At 38.7% G+C, this 16,175-nt stretch carries 17 protein-coding genes; 15 read left to right on the top strand and 2 right to left on the bottom strand.

All coding sequences use genetic code 11. From position 1 onward, the window contains the following. Positions 1-7: 7 nt before the first annotated feature. The gene (locus HMPREF0877_RS02515; RefSeq protein WP_002827617.1) at positions 8-634 is read right to left on the bottom strand and encodes a DUF308 domain-containing protein; all 627 of its coding nucleotides are present in this window, start codon (positions 632-634) and stop codon (positions 8-10) included. Between the two features lie 124 nt (positions 635-758). On the opposite strand from HMPREF0877_RS02515, the gene HMPREF0877_RS10070 reads away from it, so the two are divergent. The 4 genes from HMPREF0877_RS10070 to HMPREF0877_RS02500 all read left to right on the top strand — a co-directional run bounded on the left by HMPREF0877_RS10070 (position 759) and on the right by HMPREF0877_RS02500 (position 4,980). Continuing rightward, complete coding sequence (locus HMPREF0877_RS10070; RefSeq protein ID WP_002827616.1) at positions 759-896, top strand: hypothetical protein; 138 nt, start codon at positions 759-761, stop codon at positions 894-896. Positions 897-968: 72 nt separating this feature from the next. Then, a complete protein-coding gene (gene lepA, locus HMPREF0877_RS02510) occupies positions 969-2,792 on the top strand; it encodes a translation elongation factor 4 (protein WP_002827615.1) in 1,824 nt (607 codons plus the stop codon). 139 nt (positions 2,793-2,931) lie between these two features. Further along, complete coding sequence (locus HMPREF0877_RS02505; protein ID WP_002827614.1) at positions 2,932-3,174, top strand: type B 50S ribosomal protein L31; 243 nt, start codon at positions 2,932-2,934, stop codon at positions 3,172-3,174. Between the two features lie 450 nt (positions 3,175-3,624). Continuing rightward, entirely contained in the window at positions 3,625-4,980 is a 1,356-nt protein-coding gene (locus HMPREF0877_RS02500) for a Na+/H+ antiporter NhaC family protein (protein WP_002827613.1), read from the top strand. Here the strand turns inward: HMPREF0877_RS02500 and HMPREF0877_RS02495 are convergent. Continuing rightward, the gene (locus HMPREF0877_RS02495; RefSeq protein WP_050755305.1) at positions 4,961-5,353 is read right to left on the bottom strand and encodes a ribonuclease HI family protein; all 393 of its coding nucleotides are present in this window, start codon (positions 5,351-5,353) and stop codon (positions 4,961-4,963) included. The two genes, HMPREF0877_RS02500 and HMPREF0877_RS02495, sit on opposite strands and share 20 nt — an antisense overlap. A gap of 97 nt (positions 5,354-5,450) precedes the next feature. Between HMPREF0877_RS02495 and HMPREF0877_RS02490 the strand changes: the two genes are divergently transcribed. The 11 genes from HMPREF0877_RS02490 to HMPREF0877_RS02440 all read left to right on the top strand — a co-directional run bounded on the left by HMPREF0877_RS02490 (position 5,451) and on the right by HMPREF0877_RS02440 (position 16,136). Further along, entirely contained in the window at positions 5,451-5,831 is a 381-nt protein-coding gene (locus HMPREF0877_RS02490) for an EbsA family protein (RefSeq protein WP_002827611.1), read from the top strand. Next, on the top strand, positions 5,824-6,738 hold the full coding sequence (locus HMPREF0877_RS02485; protein ID WP_002827610.1) for an RluA family pseudouridine synthase: 915 nt from the start codon (positions 5,824-5,826) through the stop codon (positions 6,736-6,738). The genes HMPREF0877_RS02490 and HMPREF0877_RS02485 overlap by 8 nt, the downstream gene beginning before the upstream one ends. Before the next feature lie 197 nt (positions 6,739-6,935). Then, on the top strand, positions 6,936-7,448 hold the full coding sequence (gene pyrR, locus HMPREF0877_RS02480) for a bifunctional pyr operon transcriptional regulator/uracil phosphoribosyltransferase PyrR (RefSeq protein WP_002827608.1): 513 nt from the start codon (positions 6,936-6,938) through the stop codon (positions 7,446-7,448). 63 nt (positions 7,449-7,511) lie between these two features. After that, complete coding sequence (locus HMPREF0877_RS02475) at positions 7,512-8,597, top strand: carbamoyl phosphate synthase small subunit (protein WP_002827607.1); 1,086 nt, start codon at positions 7,512-7,514, stop codon at positions 8,595-8,597. After that, a complete protein-coding gene (locus tag HMPREF0877_RS02470) occupies positions 8,594-11,062 on the top strand; it encodes an ATP-binding protein (protein WP_002827606.1) in 2,469 nt (822 codons plus the stop codon). The genes HMPREF0877_RS02475 and HMPREF0877_RS02470 overlap by 4 nt, the downstream gene beginning before the upstream one ends. A gap of 69 nt (positions 11,063-11,131) precedes the next feature. After that, entirely contained in the window at positions 11,132-12,193 is a 1,062-nt protein-coding gene (locus tag HMPREF0877_RS02465) for a peptidylprolyl isomerase (RefSeq protein WP_002827605.1), read from the top strand. A 141-nt stretch (positions 12,194-12,334) separates the two neighbouring features. Beyond that, positions 12,335-13,630, top strand: a complete 1,296-nt coding sequence (purB, locus tag HMPREF0877_RS02460; RefSeq protein WP_040760325.1) for an adenylosuccinate lyase — start codon at positions 12,335-12,337, stop codon at positions 13,628-13,630. Between the two features lie 127 nt (positions 13,631-13,757). Continuing rightward, positions 13,758-13,997 (top strand): CsbD family protein, encoded by a 240-nt coding sequence (locus HMPREF0877_RS02455; protein WP_002827603.1) that lies wholly within the window; start codon positions 13,758-13,760, stop codon positions 13,995-13,997. Positions 13,998-14,230: 233 nt separating this feature from the next. After that, a complete protein-coding gene (fabZ, locus tag HMPREF0877_RS02450) occupies positions 14,231-14,692 on the top strand; it encodes a 3-hydroxyacyl-ACP dehydratase FabZ (RefSeq protein WP_040760323.1) in 462 nt (153 codons plus the stop codon). A gap of 2 nt (positions 14,693-14,694) precedes the next feature. Then, positions 14,695-15,153 carry a MarR family winged helix-turn-helix transcriptional regulator gene (locus HMPREF0877_RS02445; protein ID WP_002827601.1) on the top strand — a complete coding sequence of 153 codons (459 nt, stop codon included), beginning with the start codon at positions 14,695-14,697 and terminating at the stop codon, positions 15,151-15,153. Positions 15,154-15,164: 11 nt separating this feature from the next. Next, positions 15,165-16,136, top strand: coding sequence for a beta-ketoacyl-ACP synthase III (locus HMPREF0877_RS02440; protein ID WP_002827600.1), 972 nt, complete (start codon positions 15,165-15,167; stop codon positions 16,134-16,136). The last annotated feature ends 39 nt before the right edge of the window (positions 16,137-16,175 follow it).

Raw genomic sequence — 16,175 nt, 5'->3', positions numbered from 1 at the left:
TGTTAAATTATGCTGGTTGATTCAAATCATTTTTGCGACTAAAGAAACTAACTAGTAGGAAGAAGATACCTAACAAGTCTGTGTAAACACCTAAAATAATTTGCATATCATGGGTTGAGTAACCTGTAAACAATACTAGGAATAACCCTAGGAAAAGACCGATTGCACCAATCACTAAACCAACGAGACGTTGCCAACCAATTAATAACTCGGGTACCCAAGTTTGGGCTAAATTACTCGTGGCATTGAATAAAATCCAAAATCCAAATACCAAGCCAATAAAATCTTTTGCAACATCTTGCCGAAATAGGAGAACTAGTCCCATGACAGTACTCAACAAAGCACTCATTAAGTGTGAACCACGTAGGTAGGTACTGTGACCAAATAGTAAAATATCAATTAGCGCAATAAAAATCGAAAATAGTCCAAATAGGATTGATACCGCTAATAACCATTCAGGATTAAAGACAAAAGCAAAAATTCCTAAGATAATTGAGATAACACCTGCGGCAGCTAACAGTTTACGCACGAAGTATGAAATAATTGGCTTTTGTGGGTGTTGTTGCTCTGAACGTCTTTGAGGATTCTTCTCACCATCGACCTCAGGTTGTTGAACTTCTGGCAAATTATTCATTGCTAAGCCTCCTTATAGTTTGAGTTGTTTAAATTGAGTGTAATTGAAAATAGAGTAAAATACAATTGAAGACTAATTTAAAATAAAAAATATTAGATATTTATAAAAAAAGGAAATATAAAAGATGATTGAAGTGATTATTCCCCTTGTACTATTGGCATTATTTGGTTATACACAATATCGTCAGAAAAAGTTTGATAGATCAGTTGATCAAAAAGCAAAAGAATTAACTGATAAATTAAAGGATAAGAATGACCATTAGTGGCACTACCATGATGATAAGAATACTTGTATAATAGTATGGACAGAAAATACAAAGAACAGGAGCGCAATAATGAATATAGAAGAAATGCAGGCGCGCCAAAAACATATACGAAATTTTAGTATTGTTGCTCATATTGATCATGGGAAGTCAACGATTTCAGATCGTATTTTGGAAGCGACACATACGGTTACCGAACGAGAAATGCAAGATCAATTGCTGGATACGATGGATTTGGAACGTGAACGTGGTATCACAATCAAAATGAACGCAGTTGAGGTCCATTATCGTGCTAATGATGGTGAAGATTATATTTTTCATTTAGTTGATACACCAGGTCATGTGGATTTTTCTTATGAAGTATCTCGCTCATTAGCAGCAGCTGATGGTGCAATTTTGGTTGTTGATGCCGCCCAAGGCGTTGAGGCGCAAACGTTAGCAAATGTCTATTTAGCGATTGAAAATGATCTGGAAATTTTACCTGTCATTAATAAAATAGACTTACCAGCAGCTGATCCTGAAGCTGTCCGTAAAGAAATTGAAGATGTCATTGGTATTGATGCATCTGACGCCGTATTAGCTTCGGCCAAAAAGGGTATTGGTATTCCAGAACTTTTGGAAAAGATTGTGAAGGATATTCCAGCGCCTGAGGGAGAACTTGAAGCACCCTTGCAGGCACTGATTTTTGACTCAGCTTATGACTCATATAAAGGCGTTATTTTAACCATTCGGGTGAAGACTGGTGTATTGCAGCCAGGTGATAAAATTAAATTTATGAACTCTGGTGCAGAATATGAAGTCACTGAGGTTGGTGTTAATTCACCAACACCAATCAAACGTGATTTCTTAATGGCTGGTGATATTGGCTATGTTGCTGCATCAATTAAAAACATTCGTGATGCTCGGCCGGGCGATACGATTACTCATTTGAAACGACCTGCAGCAAAACCATTGCCTGGATATCAGCCAATGACGCCAATGGTTTATTCTGGATTATATCCAACTGACAATGCAAAATATAATGATTTGCGTGATGCCTTAGAAAAATTGCAGCTAAATGATGCTTCACTGGAATTTGAACCAGAAACATCACAAGCACTTGGCTTTGGCTTCCGTACGGGCTTCTTAGGACTACTTCATATGGATGTGATTCAAGAACGGTTGGAACGTGAATTCGATCTAGACTTGATTACAACTGCACCATCGGTAACCTATCATGCTTATACAACAGATGGTGAAATGGTGGAGGTTGCGAATCCATCTGAGCTACCAGATGTTTCAGAAATTAAATCAATCGAAGAGCCATTCGTACACGCACAAATTATGGTGCCAAATGATTATGTGGGTGCTGTAATGGAACTTGCGCAGTCAAAACGTGGTGAGTTTGATACCATGGATTACTTGGATGAAAATCGTGTTAATGTTAAGTATTACATGCCATTGTCTGAAATTATCTTTGATTTCTTTGATAAGTTGAAGTCAAGTACTCGTGGCTATGCTTCATTAGATTACGAAATTTCAGGTTATCGACAATCTGAACTAGTTAAGATCGATATTTTATTGAATGGCGATAAAGTGGATGCATTGAGTTTCATTGTGCATCGTGATTTTGCACAAGAGCGTTCACGCGTTATTACGAAAAAGTTAAAGGAAATTATTCCACGACGAAACTTTGAAATTCCAGTTCAGGCTGCCATTGGATCAAAAATTGTTGCGCGGTCAACAATTAAAGCCTACCGTAAGGACGTGACTTCTCGTATCCATACAGGAGATCCGGATCGTCGTGCAAAGCTATTGGATAAACAGAAACGTGGTAAGAAACGAATGAAGGCGGTGGGAACAGTTGAAGTACCACAGGAAGCTTTCATGGCAGTTCTTAAGACAGACGAAGAGTAATCCCACTAATAAAAGAATTAGCCGATTTTTAATAGCTTTTCAGTTAAAAACTATCATTTTATAGTTTTTTATGTTAATATATTCTAGTTAAATAAACTGACTCTGGTTTTTAGAAAACTAGGGCGATAAGGAGAAAATAATGAAGGCTGATATTCATCCAGATTACCACCAAGTGGTTTTCGTTGACTCAACTACTGGTTACAAGTTCTTGTCAGGTTCTACTCGTACAACTGATGAGACTATCGAATTTGAGGGTGCTACTTACCCAATGATTCGTGTTGAAATTACTTCAGATTCACACCCATTCTACACTGGTAAGCAAAAGTTTATGACTGCAGATGGTGCTGTTGATAAGTTTAACAAGAAATACGGACTTGCTTAATTGCAAACTCCTACAAAAGCCGTTGCATAGCGCTAAATGCCTATGCGACGGTTTTTTTGTGCGTTTTTTAATTGAGGTTGACAAAGACTTAATCGATGCGTAAAATAGCGGATATTGGTAGGATACTTCATTGTATGTCAGAGAAGCTACGGGAGCTGTGAGTAGCGCAGGTGGAGTAACTGAACTATTTGAAACAGTTAAATAAACTTAAGAGAGTTGATCCGCAGTGACCAACTAATTTTTGGGTGGTACCGCGGAAAAATTTCGTCCCAGTGATAGGTTAAAGGCCTTGTCACTGGGACTTTTTTATGCAGAGAGGAGCAAAAAACAATGGGGTACTAAAGCATACCGGACATGTCGGAGGACTTAACCATTATCAATTATCAACTTATTTAGGAATAACATGTTGAAACAAAAAATTATTTCATTTAATTAGAGGAGAAGATAGATATGGTTAAACCAATGACATTTAAACAAAGTCTTTCAGTATTATTAGTATTAATTTTCATTTTTAGTTTGAGTATTCTTGGGTTTGGTTTATCTCCCAATGTACCATTAGTTATTAGTATTATTGTTGTCATGGTATTTGCCAGGATTCGTAGGACCACTTGGCAAACAATTCAAGATCAGTTATTAAAAGGGATTAAAACTGCACTGGCACCATTATTCCTATTTTTGCTCATTGGTATGCTGATTGGCCTATGGATGGGAACCAATACCATTCCATCTTTATTGTGGGTCGGTTTGAAAATTGCCAATGTGCAGTGGTTCCTGCCAAGCGCGCTATTGATTATGGCCTTAATGGGTACAATGATTGGGTCTGCTTTCACAACATTGGCGACAGTCGGGGTAGCATTAATGGGCGTTGGAACAGCCATCGGATTTGATCCGGGTGTGGTAGCTGGTGCAGTATTATCAGGCGCAATCTTTGGTGATAAAAGTTCACCATTATCAGATTCAACAAATCTAGCATCGTCGATTGCAGGCACAGACTTATTTGCGCACATTAAGAACATGATGTGGACGACAATTCCAGCGCTAGTGGGGTCATTAGTGATCTTTACGATATTAAATCAACAACAGACAATTAAGGGTAGTGTGAATGATTTACAAAAATTGGCTGGCTTATTATCTCCCACTTGGTGGTCAGTCATTCCAATTGCATTGTTATTTATCATGGCATGGCGACATATTCCAGCAATTCCAACGTTATTGGTTAATATTGCTGTGACTGGCAGCATGTTTATGGTGAACCATAACTTGCAACAATTGTCAGATGTCATTATGAACGGGTCAAAAACAGCCATCCATAACAAGTTATTAGCAGCATTATTGAATCGTGGGGGGATGCTTTCCATGATGCCCACGGTCATAATTATTATGTTGGCATTAGCACTAGGTGGATTATTAACAGAACAGGGTGTCTTAAAATCAGTTATGACACCGTTAGTTAATCTTATTAAAACAAAAGCTGGTGTGATTACTGGTACGTTATTGACTGGTATTTCCGCTAACTTTTTAATTGGTGAACAATATTTAGCAACCATTTTACCTGGACAACTTTGGCATGATACGTTTACTCGCTTAAATATCAATCGATTAACACTAGGGAGAACGTTGGAAGATTCAGGTACGGTTATTAATTATTTGGTACCTTGGGGTGTAGCAGGAAGTTTTGCTGCACAGACACTGGGTGTTTCGGTAACAACGTTTGCACCGTTTACGTTTTTTTCCCTGCTATCACCAATCTGCTCATTAGTCAGTGCGTGGATAGGTATTGGTCAACTTAATGTTGATGATGAATAGCTTGCCATGCAAGTTGGTGGGCACCATGGTTTTGCTTTTCTGGCAGCCATGTCGCAATGATTAGGTGATAACGGTCATAGTAAGTTAGTAACTGCGCTAATTGCGGTCCGAAATGTTTCGCATAGCGTTTATGGATGCTATCGATAACAATCTTTGAATCTGCATAATACATGATCGTATCAGATTCATTGCTGAGAGTGGCTAAAACTTGAAAAGCCCAAATAGCAGCAGCAAATTCGGCCTCGTGATTTGACATGTTTCCTAGATAGTGATGCTGCTGAATTTGCTGACCATTATATAGAATGACAAGCCCAGCACCACTATTACCAGGATTTCCTTGACTAGCTGCATCTGAGTAAACTTTGATTAACATGACAAGTACCTCCAATTTCATTATACTAGATGGTAGGGACATTCTCAGATGATTTACAAATGCTTTGATTATTTGGTAAATCAGAAAGGACATAAGAATGAAGGGATATTATCAACCAGCTGGCCTGATCGGCTGGGTTAACTGGCTGTGGATTCTAATGATTGCCTTGTTTGGCCTCATTATGCAATTAGAGGTAACACACCTTAATGTATGGACATACGGGGCAGTGGCTGCCTTTATTGTGATTACATTATTGACTTATTTTAGACGCAGAGTTGCGCTAACCAAAGAAGCCCTATGGATTTTACCTATGTTTGGGGTGCATACGGATAAGTTTCGCTTTTCTGAAATGGCACATGTGCAATTTACAAAACGAACGATTTTATTTAGTTATGATGGTGAGCACTATAGCTTTTGTATGAATCAACGCTTTTTAAACAACTTAAAAAAAGAAATTGAAGGACAAACAAATGACTGAGGAATCATTAACAATTACAGACCAAGAAGGCCGTTTGGATAAAGTTGTTGCAGAGGCATTCACGGATTACACGCGAACACAAATGTCAAAATGGATTGATGATGGTATTTTAACAGTTAACGGCGAAACTAAGAAGGCAAAGTATAAAGTGCATGCTGGTGACGTGATTTCGTTTGTTGTACCAGAACCAGTTGTTTTGGATATTAAGCCAGAGAACTTGCCTTTGGATATTGTCTATGAGGATGATGATTTATTGGTTGTCAACAAGCCGCAGGGGATGGTGGTTCATCCTGCTGCTGGCCATCCAAATGGCACATTAGTTAATGCATTGATGTATCATACTGAATTGTCATCAATTAATGGGGTCATTCGGCCAGGAATTGTTCATCGCATTGATAAAGATACATCAGGATTGTTGATGGTAGCCAAAAATGATCAGGCTCACGAAGCTTTATCCGCAGATTTAAAAGACAAGAAAAATCTGCGTCAATATTATGCGCTAGTGCATGGTGAGTTTTCTGAGAATAAAGGGACCATTAAAGCGCCATTAGGACGTTCAAAGACAGATCGTAAGAAGCAAGCAGTGATTGCTGGTGGTCGAGATGCAGTTACTCATTTTGAGGTCGTGAAGAGATATGTCGGGTATACCTTGTTACGAGTAACGCTAGAAACAGGACGTACACATCAAATTCGCGTACACATGGCCTATATCGGTCATCCAGTGGCTGGTGATCCATTATATGGCCCAAAGAAGACGCTCGCTGGTAATGGTCAATTCCTACACGCTGCGACATTAGGGTTAACACAACCAACAACTAAAAAAGAATTAACATTTGAAGCACCATTACCACAATATTTTGTTGAAACATTAGCACAATTACAACCATATGCGGAAGAAAACAACTGATAGTACGCAAATGACGTTGAACATGCTAAAATAGTTTTAGATAAACAAAATGAAAATTGTAACTTTCTTAAAGTAATCCTGTGAGGTTATTAGGAGGTAGCGTGGTAAACATAATGAACGAGACGTTACCCTTTTTAGAGGAGGTAGTGTCTCTTTTTATTTATTAACTGAAATCAACTAGAGAAAAGGAATAAATTATGGCAAAAGAAATTGTTGACGCAATGGCAATGCAGCGAGCACTCACAAGAATTACATATGAGATTATCGAAAAAAATAAGGGTGTTGCCAATCTTGTGATTGTTGGCATCAAGACACGTGGCGTCTTTATTGGTCAACGTATTGCAGAACGTCTTCAACAATTAGAAGGTGCAACAATTCCCGTTATACCTCTTGATATTACACATTACCGTGATGATGATACAGATGGCAACGGTGAAAAATCATCATTCAATGTCGATATTGATAATAAACGAATTATTTTAGTTGATGATGTCCTTTTTACTGGGCGAACAATTCGTGCGGCCTTAGATGCCATTATGGATAACGGACGACCAGCAGCCGTTAATTTAGCAGTTTTGGTTGATCGAGGACACCGTGAATTACCAATTCGTGCGGATTTTGTGGGCAAAAATATTCCAACAGCGACTTCTGAAAAAATTCGTGTAAACATGAAAGAATTTGATGGCATGGATGGTATAGAAATTCGTTAATTTTTCAACGGTTAGACGGGAAGGAGGGATCGTTTAGCAAAGCTGTTAAACGAGATCTACGTCATGACAACACGTTATTTAATTTTACAAGATGGCACTGTGTATGCTGGTGAAGCTTTTGGGGCGCCTGCAACAACTTTTGGTGAGTTAGTTTTTAATACGGCTATGACTGGTTATCAGGAGATTATTACTAATCCAATTTATTACAATCAAATTGTGATGTTCACTGCACCAACGATTGGGGCAGCCGGCATTAATCACTATGCGGATGAATCAATTGTGCCCGCAGTAAAAGGGGTTGTTGTACGTGAAATTGCAGAAATTTCGACCAATCGACTACAAGCGCTTAGTTTAAATGATTACTTAAAAAGGCACAATATTCCAGGGATTTCACAAATTGATACGCGTGCCTTGACGCGTCATTTACGGGAAACAGGTGTGCAAAAAGCATCGATTGTTGACCAACCGGATGATCATGCCTTTGATCAGTTACGGGCGATGGTGTTGACAAATCAACAAATTGCACAAATTTCGACGCCCAAAGCATATGCTAATCCCGGGCGTGGAGCAAATGTTGTTGTATTGGATTTTGGCCTTAAAAGTGGTATTTTGCGGATGCTCAGCGATTTTGATGCAAATGTTACAGTATTACCTTTTTCTGCCACAATCGATGAAGTTGCTAATCTTGATCCAGATGGTATTGTCATTTCATCGGGGCCGGGTGATCCAGCACAAGTTCCTGAGACAGCATTAGATATTATTCGCGAGTTTGAAAAACGCGTACCATTATTTGGTATTGGGTTAGGTCATGAATTATTTGCAATAGCTAATGGTGCTAAGGTCGGTGAACTTGCGTCAGCCCATCATGGGATGAATCATCCTATTCGTGAGCAGATTACCAAAGATATTATGTTTGCTACCCAAGGTCAGGCATATTATGTGGATAGTGAGTCGATTAAGAACACGCCTTTATTTGTGACCCATATTGACATTACTGATAACCAGATTCAAGGTTTACGGCATCGAGATTACCCAGCATTTAGCGTACAATTTTTTCCAGATGCGGCACCAGGACCATTAGAAGAGACTCAGGCATTTGCTGAGTTTATGGAAATGGTGATGGCACGTCGAGGAGGTGGAACGATATGACAGAACGAGTCTTAATCATTGGTGGTTCTGCTAACGATTTTGGCCGAGAAACTGAGGGTGATGTTGCTGCTTATCAGGTTGTTCATGCCCTAAAGCAATATGGTCATGAAGTGGTGGTTGTTGATGACAATCCATATTCTTTTACCAGTGCACGGCATGATATTCAAGTGATTGAACAAACATTGACCGTTGAAAACCTAATTAAAATTATTAATGATGAGCATATCACAGCCATGATTACTTCGGTTGGTGGTTCAACAGCAATTCGCCTGGGGACAGACATTCTTAAACTAATGGGAAATGGTGCCCCAACCGTTTTGGGATTATCATTGCCAGTGATGCAAGCAACTCAGAATACAAAATATTTGCATGAACGTTTGACCCAGTTAAAAATTCCAACGGTACAGTCACGCCTTGCTAGTAATTTGAATGAAATTTTCGATGCAGCTAGAGATTTTGAGTTGCCTGTTGTTATTCGGCCAGTTGCGCCAATGGGTCAGACATTGCGACTACAGGTTGAAGATACAGATGATTTAGAAGAGGCAGCAGAAACCGCACTTAGTCGCTCAATTACCCATCAAGTGAATATTGACAAGAGTATTCGCGGCTATCAAGAAATTTCTATGTTAGTTATTCGCGATAAAAGTGATTCAACGATTTTAATCGGTGGTGTTGAGGATATGGATCCGGTTGGGATTCATTCAGCGGATTCAATTGCCATTACACCAATTCAAACATTACCCGATCCTGTGTACCAAAAATTACGTGCAGCAGCATTTACAGTTATTCGGGGATTTGATGTTGTGGGCCTATTAGAAGTCCGTTTTGCTGTTGATCCAAAGAATAATGAGTATATTATTACTCGTGTGACACCTTATTTTGATCGGACGGCCGCATTATTAGTAGCCGCAACAGGTTATCCTTTGGTGCCAGTGGTTATTCGATTAATGCTGGGTGAAAATCTTGAGGATGTTAAAACACCAGTTATTGGTGCCAATCATACAGCATTATTGGAGCCAACGATGGATCATATCGTGATTCGTTTTCCTATTTTTTCATTTGGTGATTTTGAGTCAAATGGTGTGAAAACAGAGCATCGACTGAATACAGTCCAAAAATCAGTCGGTGCGACGATGGGTGTTGGGAGAAGTGTTGAGGAAGCCTTAGAAAAGGCTATCCGTGCTGCGCATTTTAATAACCGGAATTTTTCGCCGACTGTGATGAATGCGCTAACAGATAACGAAATAATTGAACAGTTGATTCATCCCCGGGATAACCGTATTTTTGTGTTGATGGAAGCATTGCGAAGAGGATATACAGTTGATGAATTGGCAGAATTAACAAAAATTAATGCTTTTTACTTCTATAAATTAGATCAGATTAATAAATTGGAAGAAACTGTAAAAAATAACGCTTGGCAAACGGATGTTTTAAAATTGGCAAAGTATTACGGCTTGTCAGATGGATTGATTGCCCGTTTGTGGCATGCAAAGTTTGAGGAAGTCCGTCGTTACCGATGGGATAATGGTATTTTGCCAACGTTTAAGGCGTTCGAGCCATCAGCAGGTGAATTCGAAGAGGCAGCTAATCAATATTATTCAACTTTCGAATCAGAAAATGAAAGTAATCGATTGGGACGACGGTCGGTATTGGTTATTGGTTCTGGTGGATTCCGCCTAGGAGATGGTGCAGCAGCGTCCTATGTGATGGCAATGGTCGTCAAAGAACTGCAAAGTCAGAATATTGACACTATTCTCATGAATAACAATCCAACTGATTTAATGTTTATGTCACAGTTGGGTAGTAAAAAATATTATGAGCCTTTAGAAATTTCTGATGTCATGAATGTGATTGAAATTGAACAGCCAACCCAAGTATTCGTCCCTGGTAATCGAATCAAATTGATCAATAGTTTACGCCAGAATGGGATTAACGTTCAGGTAATTGCTAAAGAAAAATATTTACCAAGTAGTATGAAAGATGATTTACCACATATCGTGATTAATTATTTTTATGATGGGCAAACGATTTACTTAATTGGGTTAGGCTATCAAAGTAATCAAGGTATCATTTTAGATCAATCGTTAATGTCAGAAGAATTATGGGAAAGGTTACCACGACCACAAATGAGTTCTGAGACACCAGGATTGTATCAATTGATCATTAATCCATTACCAAGTTATGATGAAAATCCAGCAATGATTGTACGACCAATGCCATTTACAATGGTCGCTTTTCTGGATAAGGTAACGGGCATAGACTGGTTACGATTGGTAATTCGTTATATGCTAAATCGGCAAACTTATTCAGAACAACAATTTTTAGCGCAACTGAAGTCGTTGACCTGGCGAGTTCCCAGAGCACAACTCGAGTATTGGGATGCTGATTTTGCTGAACATATGGAAATTGATGAAGAATTAGACAATGGTCGTTATGCGATTGGGGCAACTTACCGTATAATTTAAGTATCAATTGTGTTTATATGATAAACTAGACAAGTTGAATTAAAAATTTCGAGAAAGAAGGCACTACCGATGTGGAAAAAAGTATTAGGCGTGCTCGTCGTAATTGCGGCGGGTGTTGGGTTGGCTGCTTGGGGAATTGGCCCAAAGTCACTCGTAACGACCGATGCAGGTAATGTTTCACAAGCTGAATATTACAAAAAATTAAAAAGCTCTCCTGAAGGACAAAAGGAATTGGCCAATATGATTATTCAAAAGGTTTTGGATAAGAAATATGGAGATAAAGTTTCAAAGAAATCTATTGAATCACAATACAATGACGCTAAGTCACAGTATGGTTCACAATTCTCACAAGTGTTGTCACAAAATGGTATGACGGAGGATAGTTTCCGTGATTCATTGCGTATCCAAGCTTTGGAAAAGCAAGCAGTAATTGCTGATAAGCATTATTCAAATAAGCAATTGCATAAAGCTTACAAAGAATATCAACCAAAGGTTAGTGTATCAGTTATTTTGACTTCATCAGAGGATGATGCGAAAAAGATTATTGCACAACTTGATAAAGGTGGTGACTTTGCTAAGTTAGCAAAAGAAAAGTCAATCGATACCAATACCAAGAAAAATGGTGGTAAGATGACTAGTTTTGATTCAACTGATACAAATCTTGAAGATGATTTCAAAACAGCTGCTTTCAAGTTGAAGAAGGGTGAATATACAAAGACACCTGTAAAATCAACATCATCGCAAGGATACTTTATTATTAAGATGAACTCAAAGAGTGATAAGAAGTCATTTAGTGCTTTGAAGTCAAAAATGAAGAGTATCTTGGTTGAAAAGACAATGTCAGATACGACTGAAGTTCAAGCAATTGTTGGTGAAGAATTGGGTAAGGCCAATGTGAATATTAAGGATTCAACATTACAAAATGTTTTGTCTACGTATACACAAGCTGCCGCAACTGCAAAGACTGCAAAGAGTAGTTCATCTTCTGAGAGTTCAAGTTCATCTTCTGAGAGTTCAAGTTCTTCATCGGAAGCATCTTCAAGCTCTTCATCTAGTTCTTCATCTAGCTCATCAGCATCGTCAGATAGCTCAAGTTCTTCATCAAGTGCTAGTTCGGAAAGTAGCAATTAGTTAATCATAAAAACTACAGATTTTTTTTCTGTAGTTTTTTTATTTGATAAAATGCTGAAAGAAATTCGGATTTACGTTACAATAGTTGTTGAATATAATAATTTGTTCGGCTTTTCGAAAGGGAATAAGAGGTTAAAAAGGATGCTTGATCGTTACACACGCCCAGAAATGGGACGTATTTGGTCGCTTGAAAATCAATACCAGTCATGGTTAGATGTTGAAATTGCCGCTACTGCCGGTTGGGTCTCGGTTGGGCATGTGCCAGCAGACGACTTAGCTGCCATTCGTGCAAATGCAAAATTTGATGTTGCACGTATTGCAGAAATTGAACAGTCAACGCGTCATGATGTCGTTGCTTTTACCAGAAATGTTTCAGAATCATTAGGTGAGGAGCGGAAGTGGATTCATTATGGATTAACTTCAACAGATGTTGTTGATACCGCACAGGCTTTGAGATTACGCCAAGCTAATCAGGTCATTAAGGATGATTTGCAGGAACTGAAAGCAACGTTAGCAGAGTTGGCTTTAAAATATAAAGATACGGTTATGATGGGGCGTACTCATGGTGTCCATGCTGAGCCAACGACCTTTGGATTGAAAATGGCTCGATTCTACCAAGCAGCTGTACGTAATATCGAACGTTTTGATCGCGTTGCTGCAGCTATTGAAACCGGAAAACTTTCAGGTGCTGTGGGAACCTTTGCAAATATTCCACCACAAGTTGAAGAAGTGGCGATGAAAGAATTGGGATTAACCCCACAACCAATTGGTTCACAAGTATTACCACGTGACTTACATGCTGATTATATGACAACGATTGCTGTAATCGGTGCTAATTTAGAAGAACTGGCAACGGAGATTCGTGGCTTACAACGTTCAGAAATTCATGAAGTTGAAGAAGGTTTCCGTGGTGGTCAAAAGGGATCATCAGCGATGCCTCATAAACGTAATCCGATTGGATCTGAAAATGTCGTTGGTTTATCACGTGTCTTACGAGGATATGCAGTTACTGCACTCGAAGATGTGACATTGTGGCATGAGCGTGATATTTCACACTCTAGTGCCGAACGAATCATTCTCGTTGATGGCACAACCGTTCTAGATTATATGTTACATCGTTTGACAAACATTTTACGCAATTTGCAGGTTTTCCCAGAAACGATGAAGAATAATATGACGCGCACATATGGGTTGATTTATTCACAACGTTTACTATTGAAATTAGTTGATGCGGGATTGTCACGAGAGGCAGCATACGATACAGTTCAACCATTAACGGCTCAATCTTGGGATAATCAGTTACAATTCCGTGAATTGGTAGACGCTGATGAAACAATTCAAGCCAACTTAACGCCTGCAGAGGTAGATGATGCATTTGATTACCATTGGCACCTTAAGCACGTTGATGATATCTATAAGCGTTTAGGTTTGTTATAAATATAAGGAAATATTTGTATTGCTTTAGCTTAATTTGTTATTAATTTTATTGTTTAATAGATATTATTTGCACCTTTTGCGAATACCAGTTATTATAGAGAAAATATAGAAACGGGGGATTATATTTATGGCAGTAGAAGATGATGTAAAAGGTAAAGTTGATGAAGTTTCTGGTAAGGCAAAGGAAGTTGCTGGTGTTGTTTCCGATGACGAAAAGTTAGAAGCTGAAGGAAAAGCACAAGGGTTAGCTGGTAAAGCACGTGGCCTTTTCGGAGATGCAAAAGATAAGGTTGAAGATTCAGCTGAAAACCTTAAGGATAAGGCGGAAGATGCAGTTGATGAACTGAAGTCAAAGTTTAAGAAGTAATAATTTACCAATAATAAATTTCAAAGTATAGCGGTCAAGACAATGATGTTTGTCTTGGCCGCTTTTTGTTAGAAAATTAATTATAGCGGCTTGATTTGATCGCAATAATTTTAACGAAATATTAGATAAATTCGATTAATCTGTATAATAAGTTGACATTTATGCCAAAAAGCAATAACATTTGAATATCGAATATTTCGATGTTCGAAATAAATTTTGGAAGGAGCACGACTGTGGCAGTTCTATCTACGACAGAGATTATGGATTTAATTCCAAATCGTTATCCCATCTTGTATATGGATTATGTTGATGAAATGACCCCAGGGGAATCATTGATTGCAACAAAAAATGTAACAATTAATGAACAATTTTTCCAAGGACATTTTCCAGGTAATCCAGTTATGCCAGGCGTTCTAATTATTGAATCATTGGCACAAGCGGCTTCAATCTTGATCTTATCATCACCACAATTTGTTGGTAAAACAGCTTATATGACTGGTATTGATAATGCCAAGTTTAAGAGAATGGTTAAGCCAGGCGATACAGTGAAGTTGCATGTTGAATTTGGTAACCTACGTGAAAATATGGGAACAGTAAAAGTTAAGGCAGTAGTTGATGGTAAATTAGCTACTAGCGCTGAACTAATGTTTGTCGTTTCACCTGAAGACAAGTCAGCTAGTGACACGGAGAAATAAGTATGACCGCACATGAAGAGGATTCTTTTGAAAAAATGAATGAGTCATTAGTAGATGTCTTCAATAATGTGATGTGGATTGAGGAAGCCTCATTGCGCAAATCACGCTTTAAGGATATTTCTATTAAAGATATGCATACGATTGCGGCGATTACTATGTATGACACGCGGACGGCATCCCAATTAGCTCAAACGATGCATTTAACACCTAGTGCAATGACTAGTGTAATTGATAAGCTTGAAAAAAAGGGTTATGTCGTTCGTACGCGTGATACGAAGGATCGACGTGTGGTTCGCATTGGATTGACGCACAAGGGTCGTACGGTTTTTCGTGCCCATGAAGCATTTCATCGAGGTATGGCCCATTCATTGTTTGATTCATTAGAGGAAGGTGAAGCACCTGCGGTTGAAAAAGCCGTTAGTGATTTACAAGATTATCTTCGTGAGCTAATACAGTTTTAATTGAGGACATTATGGAACGATTTACAATTGTTGAGTCTGCCCACGTGGTGCCTGAGCGTGTCGTCACAAACGATGAATTAGCAACGTTTATGGATACGTCAGACGAGTGGATACACTCTCGCACAGGTATTCATCAACGACACATTGTGTCAAATGAAAGCACGAGTGATTTAGCAACAACTGTTGCAGAAAAACTTTTGGCACAGGCAAATTTGTCAGCAAATCAATTAGATTTTATTATTGTTGGCACAATGTCACCAGACTACTTAACGCCAAGTGTGGCACAACAAGTTCAAGGACGAATTGGTGCAACGAATGCTTTTGCATTTGATTTGTCGGCCGCATGTTCCGGGTTTGTATATACACTTAGCATGGCCAGTAAGTTACTAGCGACCAAATATCAACGTGGTTTGGTAATTGGTGCTGAAGTACTAAGCAAGCTAGTAGATTGGGAAGACCGGTCTACTGCAGTCCTGTTTGGAGATGGTGCTTCAGGTGTTTTGTTACAACAAACAGTAGAAGATACTGGCCTGTTAGCAGAAGCGCTAAAAACATACGGTGATCAATCTGAGTTTTTGACGGCAGGTCGTCAGCGAAATAGTAATCATTTCGTTGGTGATATCGTTGCAGCTGATCCTTACTTTCATATGAATGGGCGTGAGGTTTATAATTTTGCAACACGTCAAGTGCCAGCTGTCTTATCTCAAGCATTAGAAACGGCACAATTAACTGCAAATGATATTGATGTATATGTCTTACACCAAGCAAATGCACGAATTATTGCAAGTATTGCGAAAAGATTTGGACAACCGATTGATAAATTCCCAACCAATGTTGTCAACTATGGGAATACAAGTGCTGCAAGTATTGGCATCTTGCTTGATGAATTACGGGCAACAGGCGTTGTTCATCAAGGTCAGAAAATTGCATTAGCTGGTTTTGGTGGTGGTCTGACTGCAGGTGCGCTAATTATCCAGCTATAATTTATAACAACTAATTTATTATTAATAAGAGAAAAAAGA

Origin of the sequence: Weissella paramesenteroides ATCC 33313, from assembly GCF_000160575.1 — a bacterium.
Lineage (GTDB): Bacteria > Bacillota > Bacilli > Lactobacillales > Lactobacillaceae > Weissella > Weissella paramesenteroides.
This window is presented reverse-complemented; position numbering and strand designations above follow the sequence as displayed.

What these genes read in the sequence shown, in the direction of transcription:
- HMPREF0877_RS02515 (WP_002827617.1), bottom strand. Translation starts at nt 634, where the DNA reads ATGAATAATTTGCCAGAAGTTCAACAACCTGAGGTCGATGGTGAGAAG.
- HMPREF0877_RS10070 (WP_002827616.1), top strand. Translation starts at nt 759, where the DNA reads ATGATTGAAGTGATTATTCCCCTTGTACTATTGGCATTATTTGGTTAT.
- lepA (WP_002827615.1), top strand. Translation starts at nt 969, where the DNA reads ATGAATATAGAAGAAATGCAGGCGCGCCAAAAACATATACGAAATTTT.
- HMPREF0877_RS02505 (WP_002827614.1), top strand. Translation starts at nt 2,932, where the DNA reads ATGAAGGCTGATATTCATCCAGATTACCACCAAGTGGTTTTCGTTGAC.
- HMPREF0877_RS02500 (WP_002827613.1), top strand. Translation starts at nt 3,625, where the DNA reads ATGGTTAAACCAATGACATTTAAACAAAGTCTTTCAGTATTATTAGTA.
- HMPREF0877_RS02495 (WP_050755305.1), bottom strand. Translation starts at nt 5,353, where the DNA reads ATGTTAATCAAAGTTTACTCAGATGCAGCTAGTCAAGGAAATCCTGGT.
- HMPREF0877_RS02490 (WP_002827611.1), top strand. Translation starts at nt 5,451, where the DNA reads ATGAAGGGATATTATCAACCAGCTGGCCTGATCGGCTGGGTTAACTGG.
- HMPREF0877_RS02485 (WP_002827610.1), top strand. Translation starts at nt 5,824, where the DNA reads ATGACTGAGGAATCATTAACAATTACAGACCAAGAAGGCCGTTTGGAT.
- pyrR (WP_002827608.1), top strand. Translation starts at nt 6,936, where the DNA reads ATGGCAAAAGAAATTGTTGACGCAATGGCAATGCAGCGAGCACTCACA.
- HMPREF0877_RS02475 (WP_002827607.1), top strand. Translation starts at nt 7,512, where the DNA reads ATGACAACACGTTATTTAATTTTACAAGATGGCACTGTGTATGCTGGT.
- HMPREF0877_RS02470 (WP_002827606.1), top strand. Translation starts at nt 8,594, where the DNA reads ATGACAGAACGAGTCTTAATCATTGGTGGTTCTGCTAACGATTTTGGC.
- HMPREF0877_RS02465 (WP_002827605.1), top strand. Translation starts at nt 11,132, where the DNA reads ATGTGGAAAAAAGTATTAGGCGTGCTCGTCGTAATTGCGGCGGGTGTT.
- purB (WP_040760325.1), top strand. Translation starts at nt 12,335, where the DNA reads ATGCTTGATCGTTACACACGCCCAGAAATGGGACGTATTTGGTCGCTT.
- HMPREF0877_RS02455 (WP_002827603.1), top strand. Translation starts at nt 13,758, where the DNA reads ATGGCAGTAGAAGATGATGTAAAAGGTAAAGTTGATGAAGTTTCTGGT.
- HMPREF0877_RS02445 (WP_002827601.1), top strand. Translation starts at nt 14,695, where the DNA reads ATGACCGCACATGAAGAGGATTCTTTTGAAAAAATGAATGAGTCATTA.
- HMPREF0877_RS02440 (WP_002827600.1), top strand. Translation starts at nt 15,165, where the DNA reads ATGGAACGATTTACAATTGTTGAGTCTGCCCACGTGGTGCCTGAGCGT.